Here is a 25,191-nt window from a genome sequence, read left to right as displayed (position 1 = left end):
GAGCAAGGTTGACCTTTGACTTGACGCTTATGGCGATCAGGAGAGTTGCGCGGCAATTTTCTCGACCTCGCCACCCAAATGACGTCGAACACGCAAATCATCAACAATAACGGCTTTGGAGTCGCTCGTTCCAAAAACAGGAATTGAAGGAGCGATTGGTGAGTGGATATCAACGAGAGTCTCTTTGCCATCCACCTTACGTCTGAGGACGAGTGGAGCTTTAGTCTTCACCGTGCCATCGAAAGTTCGGATGACCTCATAGGCATGGCCGAACTGGCGCTCCAATTCGTTAGCAAGAACCTTGAGTGACCTAGTTGCCCGAAGCTTTGAGAACGGTGGCAATGTGCCTTCCAGGACATGGCGTAAAAGTTGGGCGCCCACGTGTCGATCCAGCAAGGAATGATCTAGTTTGTTTCGAAAGCTTCGGAGACACCGATAACAAGATGCGTCACATTGCTCTGGACAGTTCTCGAGAATGGAAAGTGCGGTTTTAAAGAGCTCTTCCGTCCTCGGTATCATTTGAGGCGAGAAACCAGCCCCGCCAGCCAATGTATCGTATAGAAAGACTTCAACCAAGGTTCCTGCTGCTCCACTATCATTGAGAGCTGGGCGATATTCCGCAAGAATTTCTCCCGTCTCAATTTGTAGTAGTCGGCAAGCGGCCATAGCTAAGGCGTCGCATATAGTTCGCATTGCAGTCTGGGTTTCAGAGTGCGCTGGAACCAATCGAAACACCTTGTCAAGTTTAATAGAAAAAAGAGCGATGTCTGTTGGAAAGTCAGCGCCGAGGACTATTCTACGAGAGACAAATTCACCCGTGCATGGCGGGTCACCATCATTAGGGTAAGGCAACGGGTGCGAAATACGAAGATTGTCTACCGGAGAACTCACGGACTCTATGCGGCCGCATCGAACGCAGTAATCATAACCTTCACTATCAGGACCTGAATTCGACACCAGCAAATGTGTTCGCGTTTCAAGCGCTCTCAGGCGTGGATTGATTTCGACACCGGCGTCCGGGCCGCCTGAAGGCATTATAAGTTTTGCTCGCGTTGCATACGCGGTTTCATTGGGCTCATCAGGTACTGATGGTGCCGGTGAGCCCCATAGGTGTGCAAAGCCTGGAGGCCTAAACCAAGGCATTGCTGGCCCAAAACTGTCCGGGGTTTGGCACGCTTCGCATGTAAGTCTTTCGCCTCGGCGACTAGGATCGTAATTCCGATCAGTCTTAGCATGTCCGCAAACGCCACATTCGTAATACAAGCGGCGACGCCCCCAGGCATTTGCTCGATCATCTTTATAAGGAGAATAAATAGTGCGGGATGTGTATTGCTTTTTGTTGATCCAAATCTGCTTGTTCGGGGCATACTGAGACAATGCCACATTCAAGCCTTGGCTAGGAGCGAATTCCATCTCAGCTTTATAGCCGGTTGAAGCGGCGCTAAAAACATAAAATGGCGCGACATCCGTAGGGAAGGCATAACGGGGCAAAACACCCCAATAAAGTAGCCGATCAAGTAGGTTGTCAGCCGCTGCATCAACAATTGCGTCATTGTCTGGCTGAGGATCGTTATCGGGTTCCCCCTCCCCAATGATCTCAACCTCAGCACCTTCCCAAGGCGGGCCTGCGGCACTTGCCACATCCTCAGGTTCCGATGGTGGTGCCACTTCAGGCGGCGCTTCGCCCAAAATTGCTTTATCGACCTCCTTCAATAGGTCTTTTCCAAAGTTGCTAAGAAGGTCATCCCTATCCCCAGGACTGAGTTCCGATGGCAGCCATCGGTCAATGGCCTTTTTTAAGTCGATTACGTTTTCGGACAACCATAGTTCGAGATCAGTTCTAGAAAGTTCTCCAGTGCCGTCGCGAAAGTCATGCACAGTACCCAACACGGAGAACAGGTTCGATATAGAATCGCTTGCATCATCCAGATTAGGAAGACGCGCTTCATGATAGCGTTGTAGAAGAAAAGCCCGAATGTGCCTGCGCGCTATGTCTGGATTTTCAAGCGTTAGCCTTGGATCAACTACCTGGCCTCGGATCATGTCTTGTGGGGCGGTGAAGTAATGATCGTCGTGGCTATCTGCACTTCCGAATGCCACAACTGTTGCAACTGCATTACCACGGCGGCCTGCTCGACCTGATCGCTGCTGATAGTTTGCACGCCCTGGAGGCATATTGCGCAATGCGACACCGGAAAGCTCACCAATATCGATCCCTACTTCCATGGTAGTGGTGCTGCTCAAAACATCAACACTGGTGCTTTTGTATAGATCGATCTCTCTCCACGCGAGATCAATGTCCTGGAACTCCATCTCGTGGTGTTCAGCCCGCGAGAACGCTTCGTCTGTGCGCGCGGCATTTAATTGGGCTGTGTGCTCGGCAGCGATAAGCGACATGAGTGAAGGTTCATTGACCGTCATGGCCTCTATGACTGGATCGCGGTAGAATCCCTTCCGGGCCTTGAAAACAGGGTCCGAATTGGGATCGAATAGATGGATGTCAGTCGAACCGCACTCCACGCATTTCAGTACCTTTGCTAACGGTCGATGCACGGATGTACAGGCATTACACCGCCGCCAGTTTCCGCCAACTTCAAGATCGAGTTGGCGAGCCAATAGGCGTAGGCCAGCCGGTAGCGCTTCTGTAAAAATTGGCATCAGACGCGGCAGCCAATCTTTTTTGAACTGATTTTTTTGCGCTGGAGTATTCCAGACATGTTTAAGAGATTTGAATTCGCCTTTGTGTGAGCGAACAATTCCGCCCGTTCCCCACCAGTGATCCGGCATGCCCGTGAACCATACGCCGCTTTTACGCACCCATGCCCTAAGCCATATCCGGACCAACTCCAATTTCTCCTCTGGAGTTTCTGCAAGCCCTGCAATTGGCGGTAAATCCTGAACCTTTTGGGTATGAGCTTGAGCTTCCCGAATGCTGGAAACTGCAAGCGCTTCTAGACCAAGAATATTGTCTCTCAAGACGTCAACAATGGCCCGAGTGAGATTGATTGGAGGCATTTGCGCAACTAACGCAAATAGACTTGCAACACCCGGCAATTCCTTAGGTGGAACAGATTCCACACGCGGCATAGTCTCGGAGCCTCCCTCTAATTCCGGCCTCAGCCTAACGCCCAGCATGTGAGCAGCGACAACTACCGCGACCCAGCAATAGTTTAGGGTCAAGGTTGGCGCAAAAGCCGGAATGGACGCTAATGTCTTGTAACCAAGAGGAAGCAGCGCCCTCAAGGTATCCTTCAAAGAAAATACTTGAAGGGCCGGAGCCAAGCGTGCGGCAACCTGTCTGGAATCGGAAAAGACGAGGACTTTACGTCCCCGAAGTGGGGCAAACTCGTTCGCTGGTGCTATGCCCGGTGGCTGAACCCTGATTTGAGCTGCGACAAGTGCTTCAAAGGGCTGATCGCCTTTTGTAACGTGGTCCTGGACGCTGGATTTTCCAGCGCGTGCTCTTCTGTCACAACAGCCACACGGCACGAATTGTCCTATTCCGGCGACTTCGCTCCCGTCACCATCCTCGTCTTCGTCATCGGTGTCGTCGTCTGAAGTTGCATGAAGGGTACCTGTCGCCACTGGCAAATACACAGCGCGGTTCCGTTCACTTGGGATATCTGGGTCCAAAAGACCCGACACCAAATCATAGCTCTTTTCTAAGCCCCGTGAAGGGTCTCGTGGCGTTTCCAACATGAGATCAAGAGGTTGAAACTCTGTGGCGAAACCTTCTGCCGTAAGTAAGGTTTGGCCTGGGTCAGCAAACAAATGATCAGGCTGCGAAACATCCTTCGTATATGCTCTGGCATATGATGTCCCGCAGTAACGGCAGGTAAAATACGGCAGCACCGGCGAACCGCAATTGCACCGTTCATGCGGCTGACTATAGAGTCGCCCTATTGGACCACCGCGATCTTCGACGGGTAAAGTCTCGCAGTTTGGGTCCATGCAAGCCCATAGCCCAGGCAGCCCTCGATAAAAGGCATGAACCCGACATGGAAGTAAACTTGCGTCATCCGGATTAAGGCGAGCGCGGCTGCCCATGGCAATAAGTGCGTTAACCGCACGGTCAGCATCACCCGGCTCAGCTTCTGGAAAAAGGAAGCCGCGGATTTCGTCAAAAGACCGCGCTGCCTTCATCGTCTCGTTTACAAGTTTCGCAAATGGCGCGTAATTGGATAGCGCTGAATGAAGATCCGCCGCGTGATTTGAGGTCGATGGTATGTTCCTGAAATGCAGGAACGATTGAATCGCTTCGGCTTGAGCAGACTGGCTCTCACCAAAAAATTTGGCCAAATCAATACTCGCCAAAACCTCCAAGTCGTTTTTCGTGCCGGATGCCTCACCTTCACGATATTTAAGGCTGCCCGTAACTGGCACAAATGAACTCGGGTTAGCGCCACTTAATTGCGCCCCAAAGTTTCCTGCATTTTCCTTGCCCTGCTCACTGAAACTAGCCGTCGCGCAGATTACTTGGAAACGCTCTGGGGGAATATCCAGACGCTCACGAAGTCGCCTTAACAAAAGACCGACCTCCGCACCTTGCGCTCCGCGATAAAGATGGGCCTCATCGAGAACAATCAAAAACTTTTCGTCTGGGCAGGCTGCAAGCCAAGCCTTTGTTTTATCAAAAATTGTTCGCTCAATAGGTCTGAGCATCATATACTCAAGCATAGAGTAGTTGGTTATCAAAAGGTCCGGGGCAGCTTGTTGGACTTCGTAACGGGTCATTAGTTCGGCATCATCATCCTGCTGAATGGCACGTCGAAAATTTTGTTGTTTATCCAGCCACTCGCCAGACCCGTACCAGTCCGAAATGCTTCCTTTCGCTGGCCATTTTCCCTTTTTTTGTAGCTTATCTCGTATGTTGAAGGCTCTTTCGTCTTCCTTGGGAACTATTGGGTTCCCGGCCAGATGTCGCTCGGCAGCATTTTCAATAGCCACAAAAAAATCACCGATGGATTTGAGCCTTTTTCCGTCCTTTTTCTTCGTCCTTACCCCTGCGTAGGGCGTGCGGCTGGTGTACCGCGCAAAGGTCGCCGTTCGTCCAGCCCATTCTTTGAACATATCTTTTACAAGTTCATTGCCAAAGAGCAGCCGCAAACGACCAAGTTGGTCATTCACAAGAGCATTCATTGGATAAAGCACCATGGCTCGGACAGCAGAATGWTGGGCAAACTGGCTGCTCTGCTCCTTTGCTTCAATGGCCAACTTTCCCAGAATTGGCAGCAAAAACGACTCGGTTTTGCCAGAGCCGGTTCCCGTCATGATCATCAGGTTACGTCCGTCCTTCAAGATCGCGCGGATTGATTGGGCCTGATGACTATAGGGTGGATTAAAAATAAGAGGCTTGCCACTTTTTGGATTTGAAAGTCTACAATAGGCCTCCTGAGCAGCTGGCGGTATATCGCTCATCGCCTCGTAAGCTTCCCCCGTCTGATAGCGCGGTGTGGACTCCAAATACGGCGTCTGAAATATGCCGCCTGCTCCCTTAAGCAACCTACGGCGTTGTTGGACCGCCTTAGGGTCGGCAATGTGATAGGTCGCTTCTATATAGCCGAGAAGAGTTCTATGCAGCGTTTCAATGGTTTCTTGAATTGTAGCTGTCATGACTGGCCCCTGTCTTCTTCTGGCTCCAACCATAATAAGGACTGGAGCGCGGCAACTTCCGTTGCTTTTTTTGTTTCTGGAACGGCAAACCGGTATAGTGCGCCGGACACTTTAGATTTATCTCCCACGAGGGTAAGGCGGCGTTCGGCGAATGCCGGAAGCGGCGCTTGAAAGTCGAAATACCAACCAGCATCAGCACCTATAATTTTGAATTTCTGCGGTACCCCCTTGATGCGATCTATGGCTGCCTGAATTCGCCAGGCGACGTCGTGTGGCCGTTGCCAATCGTCTTCGCCTCGGATGTCCAACAATTTGATCGTCGTACCAGCGTCCAGTTCAACAACCGACCATAGTTTGGAGCCGTAACGCTGCTCGCGACGACCGATATAAAAGCCTGAGTGCTTATCTTCGGGAAAACTCCATCGCCCGCTATAGAAGGAATTTGAGCGGGAGGAATCTAAAATTTCCAGCCCTTCAATACTCCCTACGCAAGGGGATTGGTTAGTGAGTTGGTCCTGCCAAATTTTCAGGAAAGTCGCAGCCGATGTAGCTGGGGGTGTTCTTAGCCATGCGGCTTCTGGAAGGGCGATCAGGCCGAGAAGCTGCAATTGCTTTGACAAATTCTCTTGGTCGGTTCGGAGTACGCGAACTGGCCCTTCTACGTTGACTTGCGTTTCTAGTTCTGCGGGAAGTGCTGATGGTAGATCGCCAGATATACCAAGGATTATCGCCTCATCATCCCCACGCATGACGAAGCTGGGCGGTGCGGGCCTGAGTAGGTATTCTGGTGCGTCCCACGGATCGCTATCAAGCCGGCGCATCTCTAGTATATCGCCGTAGGTGATCATTTCGCTTAGCGCTTGCTCGGTTCCACCGCGCAAGTCACCAAATGGCACCAGAGGCTCAATCACAAACCTGATAAGATCAGACGTGGAACAAGGTGCTATCTGGAATATAGCTCTGCGTAACGCAGGCTTTAGCAAATCAGCTGCTTCTTTGACATCTCTCAAACCCAAAGCTTGGGCGCATTCCGACAACAGAATTTCTTCGGTGATCGCCTCCATGTCAAGCCGTCTCCTTCTCAATAAAGGGCACTTGAATGAGGTGAGAAGCATTCGCGAGGAAGGCCCCACGGAGCAATATGCGCCTACTTAAGAGACCCGCAATGTAGGCCTTTGCATCCACACCTGAGTCAAATCGAAGGCAAAGCGGCTTTCGTGCAAGTGATAGAACTGACGCGCAAATTTTGGCATCCGCTTCAACCCCGTAAGTTGCCGCATATTCAGCGAACGATTGTTGCGCCAGTTCAAACCTCGAAGGCCATTCAAATTTGCGCATCCGCACACGAAAGCCCGGCGAACCGCCAACCTTGGCTCTGGCTTCGTCCAATTTGTTTTCATCATTTGCTTTGATCAAATCTGCAAAGTCACTACCGCAAGCTAGGGCGGCGATTTCATGATGAAACTTCTCTTTTGTAGCTGCCTTTCTCACCAATGCCAGATCGCCAACAGGCTTAGCACGGTCCCATAAGCGGAGATTATCGATTAATTTAATCATCGCCTCAGCCTTGGATTCAGGCAGTTGAAATGCCTGCTCAAAGCCAAGGTCTGTAAAGTCGCGTATCGCACGGGGTACGCTGGCAAAGATCGATATTCTTACTTGCTTGTGAGTTACTGCAAACAAGGTGCCAGGTGAGTTCACGGGGATGCCCGACAATGCGTTATCGATGTCTATCGGCTCCTTCTTCATCGGAGCCTCAAGCAAATACGAACGCACTAGGATCGGTTCAGTATGATCGGTTTCGTCAATAAGTCTTATCGTGTGATCTTTCGGATCAAACTTCCACCTTAACGGCTCGACACTATGAGTAAACTTGAGCGCCTGCCGCCCAAGTTCATCCAAACATGCGACCAAGTCTACGCGATAAGCTTCGTCGATTTTATCTGAATGATCTTTTCTCGCCTTATCGAGCATAGTCGAGATTACGCTTTGCAATCCGCCGACCTTGGTCGAGCGTAGCGGGCAAACATGCGCGAGGTGGCCTGAAGCATTATATGTTTCGAAGCTCCATTGGATCGCGCGACCTTTGGGGCCATGGACTTGAACATTTGCCTGACCACCGAGTAGGTGCTCTAGCTTGGCGTTTGCAGGTTCGATGAAGAGCCTGAATCCTGCCTTATTTTGGATCGAATCTTTCCAAGGTTGCGGAGCAACTATTTGAAAATCGAATGTTTCTTTCTTATCCGCMAACAATACGTAGATTGAATGTCGCCCTGGCTTTAACTGATCGAGCCGTATCAGGGCTTTTGAGCCGGAAGCTGCAAATCTTTGCGGGTTTTCCGAGTCCAGTGCGACGGAAAATCCGTCCACGTGATAGTCGGCGGAAAGTCTTAGAAAGACCGGTTCGGTCGACAGCCAACTAGGGCAAGCGCCTGGAATCGGATTGAAGCCTATCGGCTCAATTAGCACACCAACGACCGTGCCGATGCCGATGTCCCGCAATGCGGTCTTTTGAGCATCACTGAGCTTGGTTGGCATGGTAAGATGGTAAGCATACACTTCCTGCGTAGCGATACTTGCTTGTAGAATACCGGCTTTGCCGAGCAACTCAGCAGGGATGTCGGCCCGACATAAGACAAGGTATTCTTGGCAACTTCGGACATGGCCAACCTCGATAAAGAGTCCATCGGCCTGCCTCTTCAAAATCCAAGTAGGCCGTTCTTCAATGCGGCCTATTGGGTCCAGAATTTTGGATAGATTTTCGGTGGCGTTTTCAATGAAATAGATCGGCTGGTTAGGTTGAGGAAATGAATGAAGCGGACGTTCTTTTTTACTCAACGACAATAGTGTCGAGCCCGGTAGATAACGTTCTGCCGGTCCAAAAAATTGAACACGATGACTAGAAAGTTGTTTTTCATCTACCCCGGCCCCCTTTAGGGCTGCGCGAATATCGGGCAATTGTATTCCCAATAGATATTGGCCATTGCCATTTCGACGTGCCGCAAGACGCGTGCGCTGATTTGCGGACGAAACAGGCTGATTTGCTGACAAACCTGAAATCGTTGTTGAAGCCGGTTTTAATCGCGAGGAAATCTGAATTCCGGTCGATTGGATAAGCTTTCGTGCGTCTCTGAGGTAATACTTAGCGTCTCGATGAGTTTCGAGGTCTGAGACAATCCTGCTCAATAATGAAGGATCAATTCGATGAACCTGACCTCCCAAATCTTCATCACGCAGCGCTAAGACGATCTGAGTTGTCAAATCCGTTTGTTGAAGAAAGTCGTGAAAACGTGAAGGCGTCCCGTCGTAATTCGACAACAAAAATTGGCCGATCTCTTCTCCGTTGCCTGTAACGTAGTGCGTCAGTTCAAAGCGCAGATCATATATGTGTCTTGCGAAATGCGTCTGTAAATAACGAGGCAATATGGCGTTGGTGATTGGCCATGCAATAATATTGAAGTGCTCCGCCCAGCGGCCCTCGGGAGTCGGACCTTGATATACACGTTGAAAGCGGTGGAAAAATTTCCGAAGCTTTTGGCGATACTCATTGCTGCGCCATTCTCCGGGCCTTCTCTCAAGGGCTGGCCAAAATTCGTCCCCCGAATAACTATATCCCGCTTCGGCGCTTAGTGACGTCCAAACCAGCCAATGTGCATCATCGGGAGGATTGTAACGTATAGAGTTGCTGGCAGCCATTTGGACTTGACGCAGTTGGCCCTCTTCCAGTCCATGCTCCAGCGCGTATATAGGGTATTGAAGATCACGGCGCATAGCAGCGAGTTCCGCAAACCGTTTTTCCAAAAGCGCTTGGAATTCCCCTAGCATCTGGATTAACCCGTCTGGCGTGAGATGGCCTTTGAAATTTCAACCTTCCCCTTAATCAATTGCGGGATCATATCCCTTTGCCAGGAACGGAAATCGATTTCCCCTCGCTCCGCTCTGGGAACGATCCACCTGTCGCGGGCAAGATTTGATATTTGGGTTGCTGTCAGCAACCCTGAGGTATCGGGTTTTTCTGCTCCGGTTCGAAGCACCTCAAAAGCATTCGAGGCAAAGGTCGTAATGAAAACCTCCCTTTGAATACCATGCTTCAATATATTCTCATTAACATTCAATCCTTTGAGCGCGGCTCTAATGGTGCGCAGTCGCCAGTTTGGACCTTCCCCAAACTTGTGTTGATCCGCATACGCATGGTCGCGTTCTCTCAGGAAGTTCCGCATCTTTTCAAACAAGGCGTCGGTTATATGAAAATGCCCCCAGCCTTCGGTGAAACCGAGATGATCAAAGTATGTGTGCCCTCCCAATTTAAGGCGGTTATACACTGAAGATCGGCCCATTGACGATGTGGTTGTCACAGCCAACAGACGTGCCTTCTTCGCAGATTTTGAAATTACCCCGACTGAACTGCCGTATTGCCGGGTGAAATCATTGAACACGTCGCGTGAGCGTATGAGACAAGCTATAGCTTTGCCACACAGGAGCATATTGTAGGGGGGGACGGCTCCAAGTACATAAGCGTCGAGAATCCCAACTAATCGTTGGGACCGGTCATGAACGTTCCAGCCGATTATGGCATCCCTAACCGCCAAATTGTAAACCGGGTCTCCGAGTGCGATAAGGCCAGCCAGTCGGTTATGGCCTTCGTCCCACACCAGGTAGCGCATTCGTCGTCCAAACCCAGGTGAAACCGGTACGGACCATGTGAGAGTTGCAATCCGAAATAGGTCCGCTTCGCGGGTACCACTTTTAACCAAAATCAGTCTAAGGCTAATTTTGGCGGGGTCAATCTCGTCGCCATTTGCAAAATGCTGAATGGCTTTGGGGAGAGCCACTTCAAGGAAAGGTTGCGCCGCAGCAAGCCTCTCACGCCTTTGGCTTCTATGAAGGTTTCGAACAACTTCCTTACCGCCCTCAGGTAAAACCAAGTCACCGGCGGAGTTCTTGGTAAAACCAAGAGTTTTGAGATGGCTACGCAAGGCCCTCTTTAATGACGCTTCGGCGCTAAATGGTTGCGCTACTCGCGCTGGCTTAACTTCCACGAATTGACTCCCCACCTGGTTGAACGGTAGCCTCCTTTTTAGTGCCACTCAAGTAACTTTTGCGCTCGAAAGATCGGCATTACGGACGCTCAGGCATTGAACTGAGTGTAACTTAGCCCGACAAGATTACTTCCTTTTTTGGCAGGATCGCGCATCCAAATGGCCAACGGTTGGTCGCGGGTTCCAAGGGGCGGCGCATTCGCCCTTTGATCATGGGGGTGTTGGGCCGGAGCTCGAAGGCTCCCCCGGCTGGTGATCAAACGGCCAGTGGTTAGGGCATGGTTCGGTGCAGGTGGAGAGGCAAGTCTCCAAGTCCTGCTCCTGGGGTTCAAGGGGATGCGAAAGTCCCTTTGTCGATGGGTTTCAGGGAGAGCGAAATCGCCCTGATCCTGGAGGTGTCGGAGGCAGTGGGACCGCTCCTCTGACTGGTGGTGTGACAGCCAATTGTCACTCTGGCGGGAGCATCAACCCTGACCCAAGGCATTGACCCTAATCGTGAGATGGGAGGTCATTGCCGGGTGGGAACGGGGAAGGTGCGAGCGCCAGCCAGCGGGGGGTATCCAACAGGGGGCAGCCGGCCCCACTTTGGCAAGCTGTGTTTACGGAGCGCCTGCGGCGTGTAGTACAACACACAGCTTGCAGTCAGACTACCGACACAAACCCAAGGCCAAACCCTTTGATCCATGAATCCTACAACAAGCACAAACCTTATTGCAAACGCAGCCAACTAACGCGAAAATCTTACACCTGCCCCCCCGCTCATCACATGCTCCGGCTACCCTTATTCAGTCGAAAACGCTCCCTCTTTCGTCCCAAAAAATCCAGCGTATCTCCGGTTTCTCTGACCACTATCGGCTCATAAACCCAAGCCCCTCCAGCCACATTTCAATCTCGGCTCGATGGCTAAATCCGCTCTAGGGCATCCCCGGTCGTCCCCGCCTTACCCACGGCCATGGTTGAATCCAGGCCATTCATCTTAAATCTTATTTAACGCAATACGGTATAATATAACCGCTTAGGGGTGGTAATGGATAACGTTGTGGATTTACAGGGCCAGACGATTTCGGCCTCAAACTCAAAAAGGGATTACGGGACTTCTCTTCAGGCATCTCTGAATTCAGGGATGTTATCGACGCTATCAGCGCCCCCTCGAAAACGCAAAAGCACGAAAATACGCCGTAAGGTTGCCTCTGCCGGTATCGTGTCTCTTGCCCCTGAAATATGGGCTGCCATGCGCGAAATCGCGGCAATGGAGCAATGCAGGATCAAAGACCTTATTGAGCTAATAAAAGTCAAAAAGCACGAACACACCTCGCTCTCCGACGCCGTTGGTGTTTTTGCCATGCTCTATTTTCGTTCCGCCGCCACCGACGAAGGTCATGTCCGCGCCGGACACGGAAATTTCGAGTGGATGAAAGCACGCGCCAGATTAGATGAAGCTAATTAAGGCCGCTGTTTCCAAGCGGCCTGGTCGATGCTGGTGAAATAGGATTTGCCCACCTCTCACCCACCTCCTTTCAGGAAGTCAGCGGCCTTGCTGGCGGCGCTGGCGGCTGTAAACAGCGCGCGCTTGTCCGCCTTCAATACACCAAGCCATGAAGCCAGATATTGCGCATGATCGACGCGGGGCTCCTGGGTAATGCCAAGGTCGGCACACAGGAAGGCCGCACCAAGTTCTGCAACGAGTTCTTCCATGGCATAGGCGTCATCACCGAAGCGCTTGCCTAGCTGGCGGTCGCAGCGATGGGCTGCTGAACTCCAGTGGGTGAGCTCATGTAGCAAGGTCGAATAATAGGCCTCCTGGGCAGTGCTGGTTGACGTGCCGAGGAAATCAGACTTGAGCGGAAGCTGGATGCTATCGGTGCTTGGACGATAGTACGCACGCGATCCGCCGTGATGAATGATGGCACCCGTGGCTTGCACCAAGGCGTCTGCTGCGTCGATAGGTTCGACGGGTTCACCGGCCGGGCTTTCCGGGAGTTCAAGGCCGTCCACTTGCTCGGCGGAAAAGACGGGCGTTGCGCGGGCAAACAGCCGGGTCTCAGGCTCGTCACTGTCGGCGCCATCCGACTTGGCGAATTCGAGCTCTTTATAGAAGACGACGTAAGACGACTTCTCGCCCTTGCGGACCTGTGCGCCGGCTTCGGCCCACTGGCGGTAGGTGCCCCAGAGCGCCGATGTATAACCGCTTTGCTCGGACGCTGCCCAGAGGGCGACGATGTTGACGCCGCGATAGTGCTTCTTGGAAGCGACATTGACCGGGCGTGTGATGGACCCTTTCGAATGCCAGGGCAGTTGGAAGTCGCCAGCGCCGCGTTCGATGGCGGCGATGATCTGATTAGTGATGTGCTGGTGAATGTCGAAGCGTTCGGTCGTCATGGCCTTGTCCCTTTTGAACGAGGCCGCCTGATTGCGACCTCATGGGCCGGGACAGGCCGAAAGCAGAAGACAGGGTTTCAAACGCCGCGCGGTACGCGCGCCGCGCCAGCGGGGCGGAGCTGCACAAGCCGAAATGCAATGGAGGCGAGGAAGCGAGCAGCGTTGAGGGCCTGTCGCTTTCGGTTATAGCGGGCCTTGAGTTTGAGGTCGTATCTAGGCGTCACACCTTCGGGACAAAGGCCGTAACCGAACGGGGAAAAATGCCACACGTGATCAGATCTTATGCCGCCCCGAACGCCTATGGCATGCCGCCAACGAAGCCTTCATTCAGATGGTCATGCATGAGCGCCACGCGAACGCTTCCCTTGCAGTGACGGTCGGAGCAAATGAGCACCCTTTCCAGCTCGTCCATGTAGAGCTGACCGAGGCGCGCCTGGCGCACGAGATGGCGCGGCCACTCATAGCGATGCCGCCCGCAAGCCTTGCACACGACTTCGATCTCGGCCTCTTCGGGAAGATCGCTCAGTTTGAGCTCCTGACGCCAGCCCATCAGTGAAAGTCCTCCCGGCGCGGTATGCGCGTGTAGCTGATTTTCGCGCCCGTGTGATCGCCGGGCGGCGGCTTCCACAAGCCGGGACTCACGATAGTCTGGCCGTAACGATGATTGAGGTGATCCATCGCTTGCGACAGCGCCTCGTTTTCCAGACGCAAGACCTCGTCATCGACGAAGAGGTCGAGCTGCCGTATGGCCATTGGCACGAGATCGCCGAGGCTGACATCTACGCGGATGACGCTCTGGCTCGCGCTGACGCGCGCAAAGGCGCGGGTCCATAGCGCATCAAGCGCATGAAGCGCGGCGCTATAGTCGGCGATGTTCGGCATCCATTCGCTGTCGTTCCAGTAGTTGGTTCCATCTGGCGCGATGATTGCGAGCCCGAGATAGAGCGTGCTGGCACGCCAATGATCGCGGCGCATGCGGCGCACGGCCTTGATCAGAAGCATGCGTGAGATCGGCTTCACGTTGTCGGGCGTGCGATGTGACGGCGGCAAGATGCGACTGTGACCGTACATTCCGCGCTCGGTCGGTTGCGCCTGAATGTCGTAGCCATGGAGCGCATACCACATGCGCTCTCCATTGACGTTGCGCCAGAGGGCACGCATCTCCTTTGGCCCCTTCTGCAACAACGTCTCCATATCCCAAATTCTGGCGCGCCAAAGTCGGTGCTGGAGCCGCCCGCCAATTCCAGGAACGTCCTTGAGCTGTTTGCGCGCCAGGATCGCTTCGGTTTCGTTCGGATGCCAGACGAGGTTGCCGGCCGGCTTGCTATCCTTGCAAGCCATCTTCGCCAGCAATCGGTTGGCCGCATAGCCAATCGAGCAGCTGATCCAAGGCCCGACGACGGCATGAATCCTTTTCTTGATGATCACGCCAACGGCCAAAGGGTCCTTCCTTTGACCAGGATCGAGCTTGCAGGTCAGCTCATCAATCGATTTTACGGCATCGACCGGCACGACCATCGAAATCTCGGAAATCATCTCGTTGTGAGCGCGGCGATAGAGGTCAGGATTTTGCGGATGCAAAATGATGTCGGGACAAAGCTTCACAGCCTCGTTAATCGGCATGACGTTGGACACGCCGCGCAGCTTCGCCTCGCGTGAGCAGGCGATAACGCAGCTGCTCCCTTTCACCATCGGCACGATTCCGACCGGCTTGCYCCGAAGGCAAGGATTGGCGAATTGCTCACAACTGGCGAAAAATCCATCGAAATCAAGATATAAGCGTTCTGGCTCCGTGGGTTTACGCATGGCAAAGCGCCTGGGCTCGGGTTCACTTGTGGATAATGTTCTTATTTTGTTCTCTTGTTCGCCTGGAAGTCAAGCTTGAGTTTCTGTTGGATCAGAAAAGCGAGAGCTGCCTCGCCTTCACCTCGTGAGATTTCCATTCAGGTCTTTCACTCTCATGATCGAGCCAAGCCACGGCATAGGCTTCAGGGCCACCGGCTTCGTCGATGAAGGAATCATGGATGAAGTGCGATCTATAGCCTGTCTCGGTGACGGGCAGCGGCGCGCGATCTGGCGCGATGGTTCTGAGTTGGAGATGCGCGGTCTGATAGACGGCATTGTCGCAATTCAGCCAATTGGCTTCATAGCTCAGCTCGACGGTCATGCCGCGCCAGCAAATTGTGCTGACGCGGATGTGCCGATTTTCGCAGGAAGCGGCGCTCATACGAGCGCCCCTTGGTCCGCGTCTGCCGATGGCTTGGCGGTGATCTTGCGAAGGACGATACGGCCTTTGATCGGAAGCGCATCGAGCATGATGCTGTAGCCGTTGCCGTCTTTGTTCGCCCAGGCCGCGCCGATGTCTTTCCAGACGGCGCTGTCGTTTTCGCCGGTAATTACATACAGGCGGTGGCTGGGCTTCTTCGAACTGGTTTCGTTCGTAGACATGATCTTTCTCCTTTGTTCTCGCCAGCGAACTATTTCGCGGCTGACAGGGAGAGATCGGCGACATCGGACAAGCGACGTTTCACACGCCGTAAGCCCCGAAGGGGACGCGTAGCTGCACAAGACGAAGTCGCGGAAGCGGCGGGCGTTGCAAACGGAAAAGCGCGATGGCGCAAAACGCTCCCTGAACTCTGAGCCGCGTTATGGATCGCCTCTGCGCGAGAGGGAGAAAGAAATCAGAGACACAGAAACACGAGGAAATCCCCTCTTACGCCGCCAGACCGTGCCGGCGAAAACCGCGCTTCAGCGTGTCATGAGAAACGTCGAATTGCTTGGCGACGCGAGAGATGGGACGGCGCTCCATCGTGACCAGACGATGTGCTTCAATAATGGCTTCATTGGTAAGTGAGTGCCTGCGGCCAATCTGCCGGCCGTCGCGGCGAGCGGCGGCAAGTCCGGCGACCGTGCGCTCGGAAATCAGAACGCGCTCGAACTGTCCGATAGCTGCGATGATATGAAAGACCAGCATGCCGGTGTTGGTGGTGGTGTCGAACCCTTCGGTCAGGCTGACGAAGCCGCAACCCTGGCCCTGAAATTTCTCGATCAGATCGATTACGAATTTGAGCGAGCGACCCAGACGATCCAGCTTCCACACAACGAGGCTGTCACCTGCTTTCATCCTCTTGAGCGCTGCGGAAAGTCCCTCGCGGTCGGCGATAGCGCCTGAGACTCCATGGTCAGTGAAAATCAGGTCGCACCCGGCATGACGAAGCGCCTCGACCTGCAAGTCAAGGCTCTGCTCTTCCGTGGAAACGCGGGCGTAGCCGATCTTCATGCGTGACTTTTTCATTGTGGTTCAGGGCCTTAGAGGCCGCAAAAAGGACCGTTTTTGCGCAACGCGCATTAGCCCTAAATGCGCGGTCAATATATGCCCGTTTTCAGTATAAGTAAACAAATTTGATGTATTCGTATCGTAATACGTCAATAGCCGCAAAAGCGGTCCTTTATGCAGGCCTGTAACGTCGGCATAAAACAATATAAAATAGATTTCAAAAAGACGATTGCTGGCCTTGAGAGTGTGTTTTGCGTGATTGAAACACGAACAAGGGAGCTGGCCATGGCCGCATCTGCAAAGAATATTTTCATGGGTGTCGCTGCCCTGGGTCTCATTACCGCCGCCACATTACCCCCGGCAACGCCGGCTTTTGCGCAAAGCGCACAAGTCGAACAAGTGTCGTCTGTTACACCATCACGTCAGGCGCGTCGTGACGCCATCGCTCAATCCCAAGGTCGCATTGTGATCTTCTACGGTAGCGGAGTTCGTTCTGCAGAGGCGGCCGCGATGAGCCTATCCCGGACAGGATATCCCGCAACAGCAATCGCAGGTGGCCCGAACGGCGAAGCCGAGGTATTTGTGAACCGCGGTATCTTGGGCACTTACAGTGATAGCAGCATACTCAATGGTGACCTGGGATCGGATGCTATGGATGCCTATGCACAACGTGTTGGACGACCAAACACAGGACTAGCGCTTAACCGGTAGGTCCTGGCGAAGTTGGCCCTGTGAGAGGCGTCGCGGCGGCGGCAGATGTTGTTTGACCGAGTTTGTCAAAATATCCCTCATCGAAAATATGTCCATAATCGGGGTCACTTGCTGCAACGTCCTGCGCGTCCATCGACATTGAATCGACAAGTTGTTTTTCGGCTTTTAAGCGTTCTGTCTCATTCGGAATTTTCTCTATCTGCGCGATCCGCTTCGAGAACTCGGCTACCTCATCCTCGGTATTATTCATCTCGTTGAGCTTTTTATATTTGCTATCGACGCCAGTCGTATCAACGAAGGGGGTTACTGCCTCTAAATTTTTTTGTTCATGTCGCGCGTCTTTCGCTCTGATCAAAACGTCCGATAGCTGTTCATTTTTTTCGGATGTCGAAATATCAGTGCGGTCGAGTATTTGACTGCCCTTCGTCGACAACTCGCTGGTAATACCGGTGAGCTCGTCATGTTCTTGCTGCGCTTTGTAGATTTGATAGTTCCAGCCATACAAGACCCGTTGTAACTCTTCCCATTTGCGAATGTCGTCAGGCACCCAGGTCTCGCCGCGTGCCTCGGCCTCTTCGATTTCCTGGCGGCAGCGACGCGCATATTCAGCGTCGGTTTCGCCGGGGTTTTTCTTGATACCTGCCTCCGCACCGTAGGCAGCCCAGTCTGGCTGGCCGTCCTTCATGTGCATGCGGCCTTCGAGCTCCTTGATCTGCGCCAAGGTGCGGTCGCGGCCCTCATAGGCCTCTTTGAGTATCTCATCCAGCTCTGCGAGACGTGCCTGGTTGGCGGCGCTGGCGCTACGGAGCGCCTCTTCCATTCCCGGATCGTGCGCCTTGCGATGTTCCGCAGCCACGTGGGCAGCCTGTTTCACAGCCGCCGAACCCGACAGGATGATTGACCCGCCGCCGTTTTCAGCGGCCTTGAGGCTCAGATTGAGAAAGTTACGTTGTCTCTCTTCCCTGACCAGGAGCTCAGCCGGCGTATCCCCCTCAGGGACGGCAGCTGGTTTGAATATCGGCTGAGACAATTCAGGCCGCTCCCGCTCTGCGCTGGACGGCTGCGCCGTGTCGCCGAAAAGGTCGCTCAGACCGATATCGGCCTTGGGCTGAAATTGTTCAGGTATCGCTATAACGGCTCCGCTTGAAGCCATGACACACCCCTATTGTTCCTTCACACACGCGGGCTTCTTAATGAGCCTCTACATTTGACAGAATACAATAGTATCGCAAAGAAATGATTAAAATTTGCGGTTATATTACGTTTCAAGCAATTGATACAAATAGATAAAATTTGAATCAAATCCCTAAATGCTTGATTCAGCGTTATTTTACGTAACTAGTCCAATATTGCATTATTGAAACATTATAAATATTTTAATTTTCGCCTATATATACTTGGTGAAGTGGGATTTCAGGAGAGGTGGCAAATTTGCATGGACCAGAATGACAAGCACGCAAACGGAAATGCCGGCCGCGCTGGAACCATTCGGCGCAGGCTTGGTAAGTTTGATATCACCGTTCAACGCCAAACGTGGGTAGCAATGCTCAGGATTTGCGAGTTCGAGAATATAGCGGCGGTGGACCTTTTGGAGATGATCGATTTTAGAAAGAAGCCGACTGTGTCCCTATCGGGGGCGGTCGGAATTTTCACCGGGCTTTATTTCGGCGAGATCGAAGGGAACAAAGCCGATATTGCGGTCGGCATTGACGCGCTTATTGCCGTACCACAAGAAGAGCTCCCGAAGACGCACGAACCGGCATCATAGGTCCAGCAGATAGCTGATCCGTGCGGTGTTTGAGTAGCGCATGCGCCGGCCTTCCGCTTCGTTTGATACAGTCCGCCAGGTCAAGCACTTCGCTCCAGAGCGGAACGGCAAATCCAAAAGTCAGGTTACATCTATCGCGCGACACGCCATCTTTCACAACCAGTAAACGTCTAGACTCGTCGGACGTGAGATTTATTTGGAAAAGAGTTGACCCGTGACGCACGCCAGGCCGGAATGGCAAGCTAATCTCGTAGCGCGGGTAGGCAGCGCAGTACGCGCTTGTGACCTGGGGATTTTTAAAATATCAATCGCGTAACAATGTAATTTATATCGAGCCTATAATGGACAGCAAAAGCTCTAAAAATGGGCTAACACTTGTCGAAGATAAAGGACCCGTTGTCGTACGGCAATTCTATCCTGCCCAATTAGTCATACGCATGTGGCTAACATTTCGTAATCTTCTGAAGAGTGCGTACTCCCAGTTCGAAGTTGCCGACCTGTTAAGTGACGTGCACGGCTCACATATTCATGGAAGAGCAAAAATTTACCCCGACGGCTCTACGATTGACGATCCTGATTATGTGCCAGAGTCAAAGACACTCAGCAATTTCTTACATTCATTCACAATTAGCTTGTCCGGAAGTGAACCGGAGCGAAATTACAAATATCCCAGAACGTCTAATAAAGTACTTCGATATATTCATGCTTTTTACTGGGCACATGACCCTGTAGCGGCACATACTTGGGCAACAAAAAATTATGCACGCGAAGATGCATCAAACATTTTCATCAAAAGTTTAGATGACACTTTTGAAATTGAAAATCCGTGCGCATTTGCTTCAAAGCCATTTAAACTTTATCGCCCCGAACGGCAAGGCATAACCCACGCCTGCGCAAAGATCATAAAAGAAAAAGATCAGGATAAACTGGATAGCTACCTCAAAGAGGTTGGCTGGATATTTGAGGGAGTGGTAAATTTCAGAAAAACTGAACACCCCTATATTTGCAGATATTTTTACTTCACTCCATACCAATATAAGGCCCTAATGTGGAATCTAACTGGTGCGCCCGGCATGTTTGATGCCCAGAGACTACCAGAAATCGGTCACGCGTTGGCATTTAGGTCCAAGAATTTTTTCACCGGCGGAGTTCCGGGAGAGGATGGTGCCAATCCACCATACATAGATGATGAGTCATATTTTATATCTATGCAACACAAAAACAAATTGAGTAACGTATTCTCTTATTCTTCAATGCACTTACGAGATCCAAATAGGTTCAAATTATGCGTAGAGGCAAAAGACTTAGATAGCCTTATTCTTACTATAATAGGGAAAAACACTCATAGCAAAGTGTATCTTGAAGCATTTACACCAGTATCACTCAGAGGTTTACAATTAGAAAGATTTCAAACTATTTGCGAAACAGTGAGGTAGTGCGCTATGCTTAATGAGGAAAAAATTTTAGGCAAAAGCGTGCAAAGAAGACACGATATTATTCAAGGTATACTAGATAGCGATCAAGACGAAGTGCTGGCTGCCCTTTCAGAAGACACGACTTGCGCGAATAGTGTACATGGTCCAAGCGGCATGAACGCTTTGATGCTTGCTTGTGTCGGTAATGTGCCGGAGCTGGCGCAGGTCATCATCGACAATATGGAATCTTTTGATTTCCGACACACAGACCTATCAGGGCGAGACCTGATGGAGGTTGCGGTTTGCACGTTCAATCCCCGCATCGGTAAACTAATTAGCGACCTCTACGTCAACTTTGCTCCGAGCGTCGCAAATAATGGTCCCGCACCAGAATAATTTGCAAATTTCCACGAGATTTCTATCAGGGGCGAAATTCCCCCTATAACTAGGTTGGCTCAAACTTCCTCGGAGAAGTCCAATGAGCCCCCATCGCAGAAATCCCCCGCCAAACGACGTTGAAGCTGAGGCTGTCAGAACACCCAGCATCAAAAACCTTGCTCGTATCGAGCTAAATGCCGCCCCACTCCTTAACAGCACGGCCCTGTCGCTAATTGCGCTGCCTGACGGCTTGATCGTCGGTGTCTATCTCGCCGTGCTCGCCTTGCTCAAGCCGCTTCGGGACAGGCTTCTGGCCGCTGAGGTTGAGCTGGAAACGAACAAGTCGAAACGCGACGGCATGATCGAGGCCGTTTGCGACAGCATGACGTTAGTTCAGAGACTATCTGAGGGTAGAATAGTTCGGCGAGCGGTCGATCGCGACAAGGGCGGACGGCTTAAGAACGCGCAAGACGCTATCCGCGAACTCAAGCGGCGTGCCGAAGGCTGGTTCGGCGACATGGCCGCAACCGTCAACTACACTGCGCTGGGCACCTTCATCGGCACAGTAGAAGTACTTCTGCTCTATCACGGGCTGCGAAACGCCTTTCCAGTGATACATGGGAAGGCCGACGCCCCGCTTGGCCTGATCGCGCTCAGTTTCCTGAGCGTGAGTGTTGGCACTCATTTCGTCCTCGATAAGTTTGGGGGACGGATTCGATCCCTCCTCGAAAAGGTCGGTGGCGCAGCTACTCTAATCTACATTGCAGCCTCGGCGGTGATGCTTCTGATCCTTGGTAGCAAGGCAGGCCTCGCTGGCACCGAACCCGCTTTCCGCAGACTACTTACCTCGGTTGGCGCGTTCTCGATAGGCTTTGCAATATCTGGATCTACCGCGCTAGCCTTGGTCAGTGTTGACCATTGCATTCGCCGTTGCGGTGAGGCGGCGCGCCGCTTTTCGGATCGCGTTTCCTATAAAATGCAAGCTAGGGAGCTGGAACAGGTCAGTCAAAGGATTATGGCGCTGACTACGGAGATCGCCCAGCTAGAGGCAGAGCTGGCCCGCGAAGAAAAGCTAGCGCCTGCCAGGACGGTCAGCGTCATCACCAACACATTCGCGGAGCCCATGGCCGTTGCGGAGTCATGGCTCGTGGATCATCGGGTCCGGCGTTCCGACAACGACGAGAAGTTCATCATCGGTGACGACGAATTCGCCGAGGCCGAACTTCAGCAACATCTTGAGCATCTCAAGGCCTCCCTTTCGCCTGCTCACATCCGCCAAGTCATCAGCGAAAATTTCCCGAACTAAAAAAGGAGTCATCGATATGATTGTTCGCAGAAACTTCCTCGCGAGCGGCACGGCTCTGTCGGCCCTCGCGTTCGGCCTCTCAGGCTGTTTCGAATGGGCCTCGCCATCAGAAGATGGCGTCATCCCACCGAAGACGTTGAATACCTTTCTCGACGTGTCCGAAAGCCCCGCTCTTGTGACAAATAGGGAGGCGGCACAGAAGTCAGCGGCCTTCGTCCGTGAGCTCATCCTAAACGATCTCGACCTTGGAGATCAGGTCAGGCTGACGTGGGTAGGAGACCGCTCGGTCAAGAACTTCATCTCGACAAGGTTTTCAATCGACGCGGACAACCCATCCGATGTCGTGGCCGATAAGGTCGCCGAGATCATTGGGAAATTGGCAAACGACCCGAGTGCCCGGCAATCGAGCACTTCTTTGCTGTACACGCTGCAAGCTGCCATTCCCGACGAGAATAGTGACCTCTGCGTGATATCCGACGGATGGGAGACGGCCGATTTCGACAAGATGGCGGACGTTCTTAGCGGCAAAGCTGCGCTTCCCGATCCGTCGATCCGTTCAATGTCGGGCGTCCAGAAATTCACCTGGGTCGGGATCGGCTTAACGGACAGCGTCCAGTTAGACGCCGCTCAGCTCGCCAACCTTCAAGCCGCCTGGTCAGACTTCGCAGCCAAGGCCGGATTCAAAGGCACCATCCGTTTTCTTCGTTCGTTGTAGTGGGAGCATTTCACATGCCTTCAAACGATAACACCAAGCCGTCGCTGTTCGCGCAACATGCAGAGTTCCTCGCATGGCTTGCGGCTGGCAGCCTGACTTTCTTCGCCGGCCCTTTCGCTGCCAATGCTGTCGTGCCGGTCGTCGAGACTTTCACGGCGGACCATTACGGCTCATGGCTTGTCGGGATCATGGGTGTCGTCGCAAGGGTTTTCAGCTTCGTCGCGATCCTTGCCGTCACGCGAACTCTGGTCTTCATCCTTGTCCAAACCGGCCCAATCTGGTGGCCGTCTTTGATGGATATGTTCGATGGAATGATCAGGGCTCTGCTGCGTAAAGGGCCGCGCCTGTGAGCTATCGTACATCCTCCCGAAATGATGACCTCGACGTCGATCTGGAATACGACCGCGACGGCACGGCGCGCTTCGCCACCGAACGGGAGATTGAAGCAGCTGGTCATTTCGAGCCGGGTGGAGAGCCGATTGGCTATGCCTTTGGCAGACTTCTTTGGCTCAAAGGCGACAAACCGAGACTCATAATAAAGGGCAGCGGCGGCGGAAAAACAACCGGTCAGCTCGCATACGTCACGTGTCTTAGCAATAGACCCATGCTCATTTTAGACCCGAAGACCGAACTTGCACAGCTCAGTGAACCAAGCACTGCCGGTGCTAACATACGCGTATGGCCCTTCAACCCTTACCGAAAAGGACATGGCCGCGTGGCGAGCCTTCGGGTCAATCCACTCGACATTTTGAAGCTATCGTCTCCTACTTTTCATCCGGACACACACCGGATTGTTGCCGCGATAATCCAGGTGAGTGGTGCTGCAAATAGCAAATACTTTGAAGTTCGTGGGCAAGGATGGGCCAGCGGAATTATGAAGTGTGACGTTGAGGTCAACGGCTTCACAAGCTTTCCCAGTCTTTATCGCATTATCAATACAGTCGAATCCGACCCCGAGCGTTGGCAGGCGTTTCTCGCGAATATGGAGAAATCCCGTTTTGCCGATGTGCGTCGCACTGCCGGGGAGATGCGCACGAAGCAGGAAAACGGTGGCAACGAGTTTGGTTCGATCATGGGCGAGCTCTATGGCGGCTTAAAGCCTCTCGACGATCCTGAACTCCTCGCCTCCCTCGAAAACCCCGACTTCAGTCTTTCCGTGCTCACGGAAACCGATACGACCAATCGCGTGATGATCAATGTAGATGGCAAGCTGCTTTCTGAGCTTGCGCCGGTCATCCGAACGATGATCGAGACCACAACACTTTATCGAGCCAGGAGCCCGGGCAGCCCTCAAATTCTTTTCGTGGCTGACGAAGCGGCTCAAATGGGCAGCGAAGGCGGCGGCAGTTCCGGCGTCATCATGAATTCCTTCGTCTTCTCGCGAGGCGAAGGAGTGACGATAATGGCCCTGTATCAGGATACCGGACAGCCCCAGCGCCAATTTGGGCCGACTGGTTTTCAATCGCTCATGAGTTCGTCCGAACTCCGCGCCTTCGGAAGCTTCCGGGATGGCAATATGACCAAAATGGTCTCAGACATGTTGGGTTTTACGACTGTCAGATTCGACGACACACTTCGCCAAAATGAGGCGCGCCACCGAAAGCAGCAAGTTCTAAGGCGCATCATGGATGGTGAAGACGCCTTGGCGCTGCGCGATGACTACGCGCAGCTAGCGCGGGCTTCAGCCAACAAATCAGTGCACAAGCGCCTCCTCCGGACACCCGATGAACTGATGGTCATGCCGGATGATCAGATGATTGCCTTTATCACTGGCCTGCGGCCCATTCTCCTTCACACGCCGCCGTACTTCACGCGTTCTGAAATGGCCGGCCGGTACGTTTCAACAACGCTGTATCCGCCCCTTGACCGCGTGATGATTACGACCCGCTGGCGCGGGCAACATTGGGCGCGCGTTATCGAAGAGCCGGTTCCGGCCGAATTTTCCCACCTGCCGCAATACCAGACGCCATCAGGGCTGTGGCGTTATGCCGATGGTTTCAGACCCAGGATCGAAAGGAAAAGATGAGATGCAACAATCGAATGACGAAGGTCGCACTGACCCTAAAGAACAAGGCCGTGACACCCCCAATGTCGGTGCGTATCAGGTACGCGAGACCCGTGGCGGCGACCGCTACCTCACGCGCGTTGGTAGCGTATTCCCCAGCCGAGACGGTATTGGATCGGAACTCGTTCTGCACTCGCTCCCGGTTGATGGGCGCGTCAAATTGCTGACAGGCGAAGAGCGGGAAGCCGAAAAGCAGCGTGGAGCTACCCAGAAGAAGGAACGTCCACAGGAGCGCGACAGGTGAAAGAATGCGCTCTCGCGATCAAACCGCAATCTCGCACCCCAATGCTCGTGAGTTCCCACTTCAGGAGGGAACTTGTGTGCGGCCTAATCGATATCTTGGAAGATAAACCTGATTCAGATGACATCGCTGGGGAGGACGACGGATGAGCCGGTGGGAAATGCCTCGCCCGCCAGGGCCCGAGATCGTCACTCAGGAATATCTCGATCAGCTCTTGGATCAGCGCTACCGGCCTCAACCGTCCGCCGTGCCCCGTTGCGGACCGGGCCTTAATGCAGCGCGCG

21 protein-coding genes are annotated in these 25,191 nt (G+C 52.9%); 10 read left to right on the top strand and 11 right to left on the bottom strand.

The window, feature by feature from the left end:
• Positions 1-36: 36 nt before the first annotated feature.
• Genes AC1DX3_RS21660 through AC1DX3_RS21645 form a run of 4 tightly spaced genes read right to left on the bottom strand, consistent with a single transcriptional unit; the run spans position 37 to position 10,589 of the window.
• Positions 37-5,613: a DEAD/DEAH box helicase gene (locus AC1DX3_RS21660; RefSeq protein ID WP_476991429.1), complete on the bottom strand. Its 5,577-nt coding sequence runs from the start codon at positions 5,611-5,613 to the stop codon at positions 37-39.
• Positions 5,610-6,677 (bottom strand): hypothetical protein, encoded by a 1,068-nt coding sequence (locus AC1DX3_RS21655; protein WP_476991428.1) that lies wholly within the window; start codon positions 6,675-6,677, stop codon positions 5,610-5,612. Before AC1DX3_RS21655 ends, AC1DX3_RS21660 begins: the two co-directional genes overlap by 4 nt.
• A gap of 1 nt (position 6,678) precedes the next feature.
• Positions 6,679-9,438 (bottom strand): hypothetical protein, encoded by a 2,760-nt coding sequence (locus tag AC1DX3_RS21650; protein ID WP_476991427.1) that lies wholly within the window; start codon positions 9,436-9,438, stop codon positions 6,679-6,681.
• Positions 9,439-9,443: 5 nt separating this feature from the next.
• A complete protein-coding gene (locus AC1DX3_RS21645; RefSeq protein ID WP_476991426.1) occupies positions 9,444-10,589 on the bottom strand; it encodes a Druantia anti-phage system protein DruA in 1,146 nt (381 codons plus the stop codon).
• A 1,090-nt stretch (positions 10,590-11,679) separates the two neighbouring features.
• Here AC1DX3_RS21645 and AC1DX3_RS21640 point away from each other — a divergent pair.
• The gene (locus AC1DX3_RS21640; protein ID WP_476991425.1) at positions 11,680-12,099 is read left to right on the top strand and encodes a ribbon-helix-helix domain-containing protein; all 420 of its coding nucleotides are present in this window, start codon (positions 11,680-11,682) and stop codon (positions 12,097-12,099) included.
• 56 nt (positions 12,100-12,155) lie between these two features.
• On the opposite strand, the gene AC1DX3_RS21635 is transcribed toward AC1DX3_RS21640, so the two are convergent.
• The 6 genes from AC1DX3_RS21635 to AC1DX3_RS21610 all read right to left on the bottom strand — a co-directional run bounded on the left by AC1DX3_RS21635 (position 12,156) and on the right by AC1DX3_RS21610 (position 16,311).
• Positions 12,156-13,031, bottom strand: coding sequence for an ArdC family protein (locus AC1DX3_RS21635; RefSeq protein WP_476991424.1), 876 nt, complete (start codon positions 13,029-13,031; stop codon positions 12,156-12,158).
• 298 nt (positions 13,032-13,329) lie between these two features.
• Positions 13,330-13,581: a hypothetical protein gene (locus AC1DX3_RS21630; RefSeq protein ID WP_476991423.1), complete on the bottom strand. Its 252-nt coding sequence runs from the start codon at positions 13,579-13,581 to the stop codon at positions 13,330-13,332.
• A complete protein-coding gene (locus tag AC1DX3_RS21625; protein ID WP_476991422.1) occupies positions 13,581-14,837 on the bottom strand; it encodes a Y-family DNA polymerase in 1,257 nt (418 codons plus the stop codon). The genes AC1DX3_RS21630 and AC1DX3_RS21625 overlap by 1 nt, the downstream gene beginning before the upstream one ends.
• Before the next feature lie 91 nt (positions 14,838-14,928).
• Positions 14,929-15,258: a hypothetical protein gene (locus tag AC1DX3_RS21620; RefSeq protein ID WP_476991421.1), complete on the bottom strand. Its 330-nt coding sequence runs from the start codon at positions 15,256-15,258 to the stop codon at positions 14,929-14,931.
• Complete coding sequence (locus tag AC1DX3_RS21615; protein ID WP_476991420.1) at positions 15,255-15,479, bottom strand: hypothetical protein; 225 nt, start codon at positions 15,477-15,479, stop codon at positions 15,255-15,257. Before AC1DX3_RS21615 ends, AC1DX3_RS21620 begins: the two co-directional genes overlap by 4 nt.
• A 265-nt stretch (positions 15,480-15,744) precedes the next feature.
• Positions 15,745-16,311 carry a recombinase family protein gene (locus tag AC1DX3_RS21610; protein ID WP_476991419.1) on the bottom strand — a complete coding sequence of 189 codons (567 nt, stop codon included), beginning with the start codon at positions 16,309-16,311 and terminating at the stop codon, positions 15,745-15,747.
• A gap of 171 nt (positions 16,312-16,482) precedes the next feature.
• On the opposite strand from AC1DX3_RS21610, the gene AC1DX3_RS21605 reads away from it, so the two are divergent.
• Complete coding sequence (locus AC1DX3_RS21605; RefSeq protein WP_476991418.1) at positions 16,483-17,019, top strand: hypothetical protein; 537 nt, start codon at positions 16,483-16,485, stop codon at positions 17,017-17,019.
• Here AC1DX3_RS21605 and AC1DX3_RS21600 read toward each other — a convergent pair.
• A complete protein-coding gene (locus AC1DX3_RS21600; protein ID WP_476991417.1) occupies positions 17,009-18,172 on the bottom strand; it encodes a hypothetical protein in 1,164 nt (387 codons plus the stop codon). The genes AC1DX3_RS21605 and AC1DX3_RS21600 overlap by 11 nt on opposite strands.
• A gap of 282 nt (positions 18,173-18,454) precedes the next feature.
• On the opposite strand from AC1DX3_RS21600, the gene AC1DX3_RS21595 reads away from it, so the two are divergent.
• The 8 genes from AC1DX3_RS21595 (at position 18,455) to AC1DX3_RS21560 (ending at position 24,910) form a co-directional block, all read left to right on the top strand.
• Positions 18,455-18,787 carry a hypothetical protein gene (locus tag AC1DX3_RS21595; RefSeq protein ID WP_476991416.1) on the top strand — a complete coding sequence of 111 codons (333 nt, stop codon included), beginning with the start codon at positions 18,455-18,457 and terminating at the stop codon, positions 18,785-18,787.
• Positions 18,788-19,128: 341 nt separating this feature from the next.
• Entirely contained in the window at positions 19,129-20,223 is a 1,095-nt protein-coding gene (locus AC1DX3_RS21590; RefSeq protein ID WP_476991415.1) for a hypothetical protein, read from the top strand.
• A 6-nt stretch (positions 20,224-20,229) separates the two neighbouring features.
• Entirely contained in the window at positions 20,230-20,598 is a 369-nt protein-coding gene (locus AC1DX3_RS21585) for a hypothetical protein (RefSeq protein ID WP_476991414.1), read from the top strand.
• 82 nt (positions 20,599-20,680) lie between these two features.
• Entirely contained in the window at positions 20,681-21,886 is a 1,206-nt protein-coding gene (locus AC1DX3_RS21580) for an ABC transporter C-terminal domain-containing protein (protein ID WP_476991413.1), read from the top strand.
• Between the two features lie 16 nt (positions 21,887-21,902).
• The gene (locus AC1DX3_RS21575; protein ID WP_476991412.1) at positions 21,903-22,601 is read left to right on the top strand and encodes a hypothetical protein; all 699 of its coding nucleotides are present in this window, start codon (positions 21,903-21,905) and stop codon (positions 22,599-22,601) included.
• A 14-nt stretch (positions 22,602-22,615) separates the two neighbouring features.
• A complete protein-coding gene (locus AC1DX3_RS21570; RefSeq protein WP_476991411.1) occupies positions 22,616-22,951 on the top strand; it encodes a hypothetical protein in 336 nt (111 codons plus the stop codon).
• Positions 22,948-24,627, top strand: a complete 1,680-nt coding sequence (locus tag AC1DX3_RS21565) for a type IV secretory system conjugative DNA transfer family protein (RefSeq protein ID WP_476991410.1) — start codon at positions 22,948-22,950, stop codon at positions 24,625-24,627. Before AC1DX3_RS21570 ends, AC1DX3_RS21565 begins: the two co-directional genes overlap by 4 nt.
• 1 nt (position 24,628) lies before the next feature.
• Positions 24,629-24,910 carry a hypothetical protein gene (locus AC1DX3_RS21560; RefSeq protein WP_476991409.1) on the top strand — a complete coding sequence of 94 codons (282 nt, stop codon included), beginning with the start codon at positions 24,629-24,631 and terminating at the stop codon, positions 24,908-24,910.
• The last annotated feature ends 281 nt before the right edge of the window (positions 24,911-25,191 follow it).

The sequence above is a fragment of the Asticcacaulis sp. P2_B1 genome (genome assembly GCF_056404915.1).
Note: the sequence above shows the minus strand (reverse complement) of the source record. Positions and strands in the feature narration are given on the sequence as shown.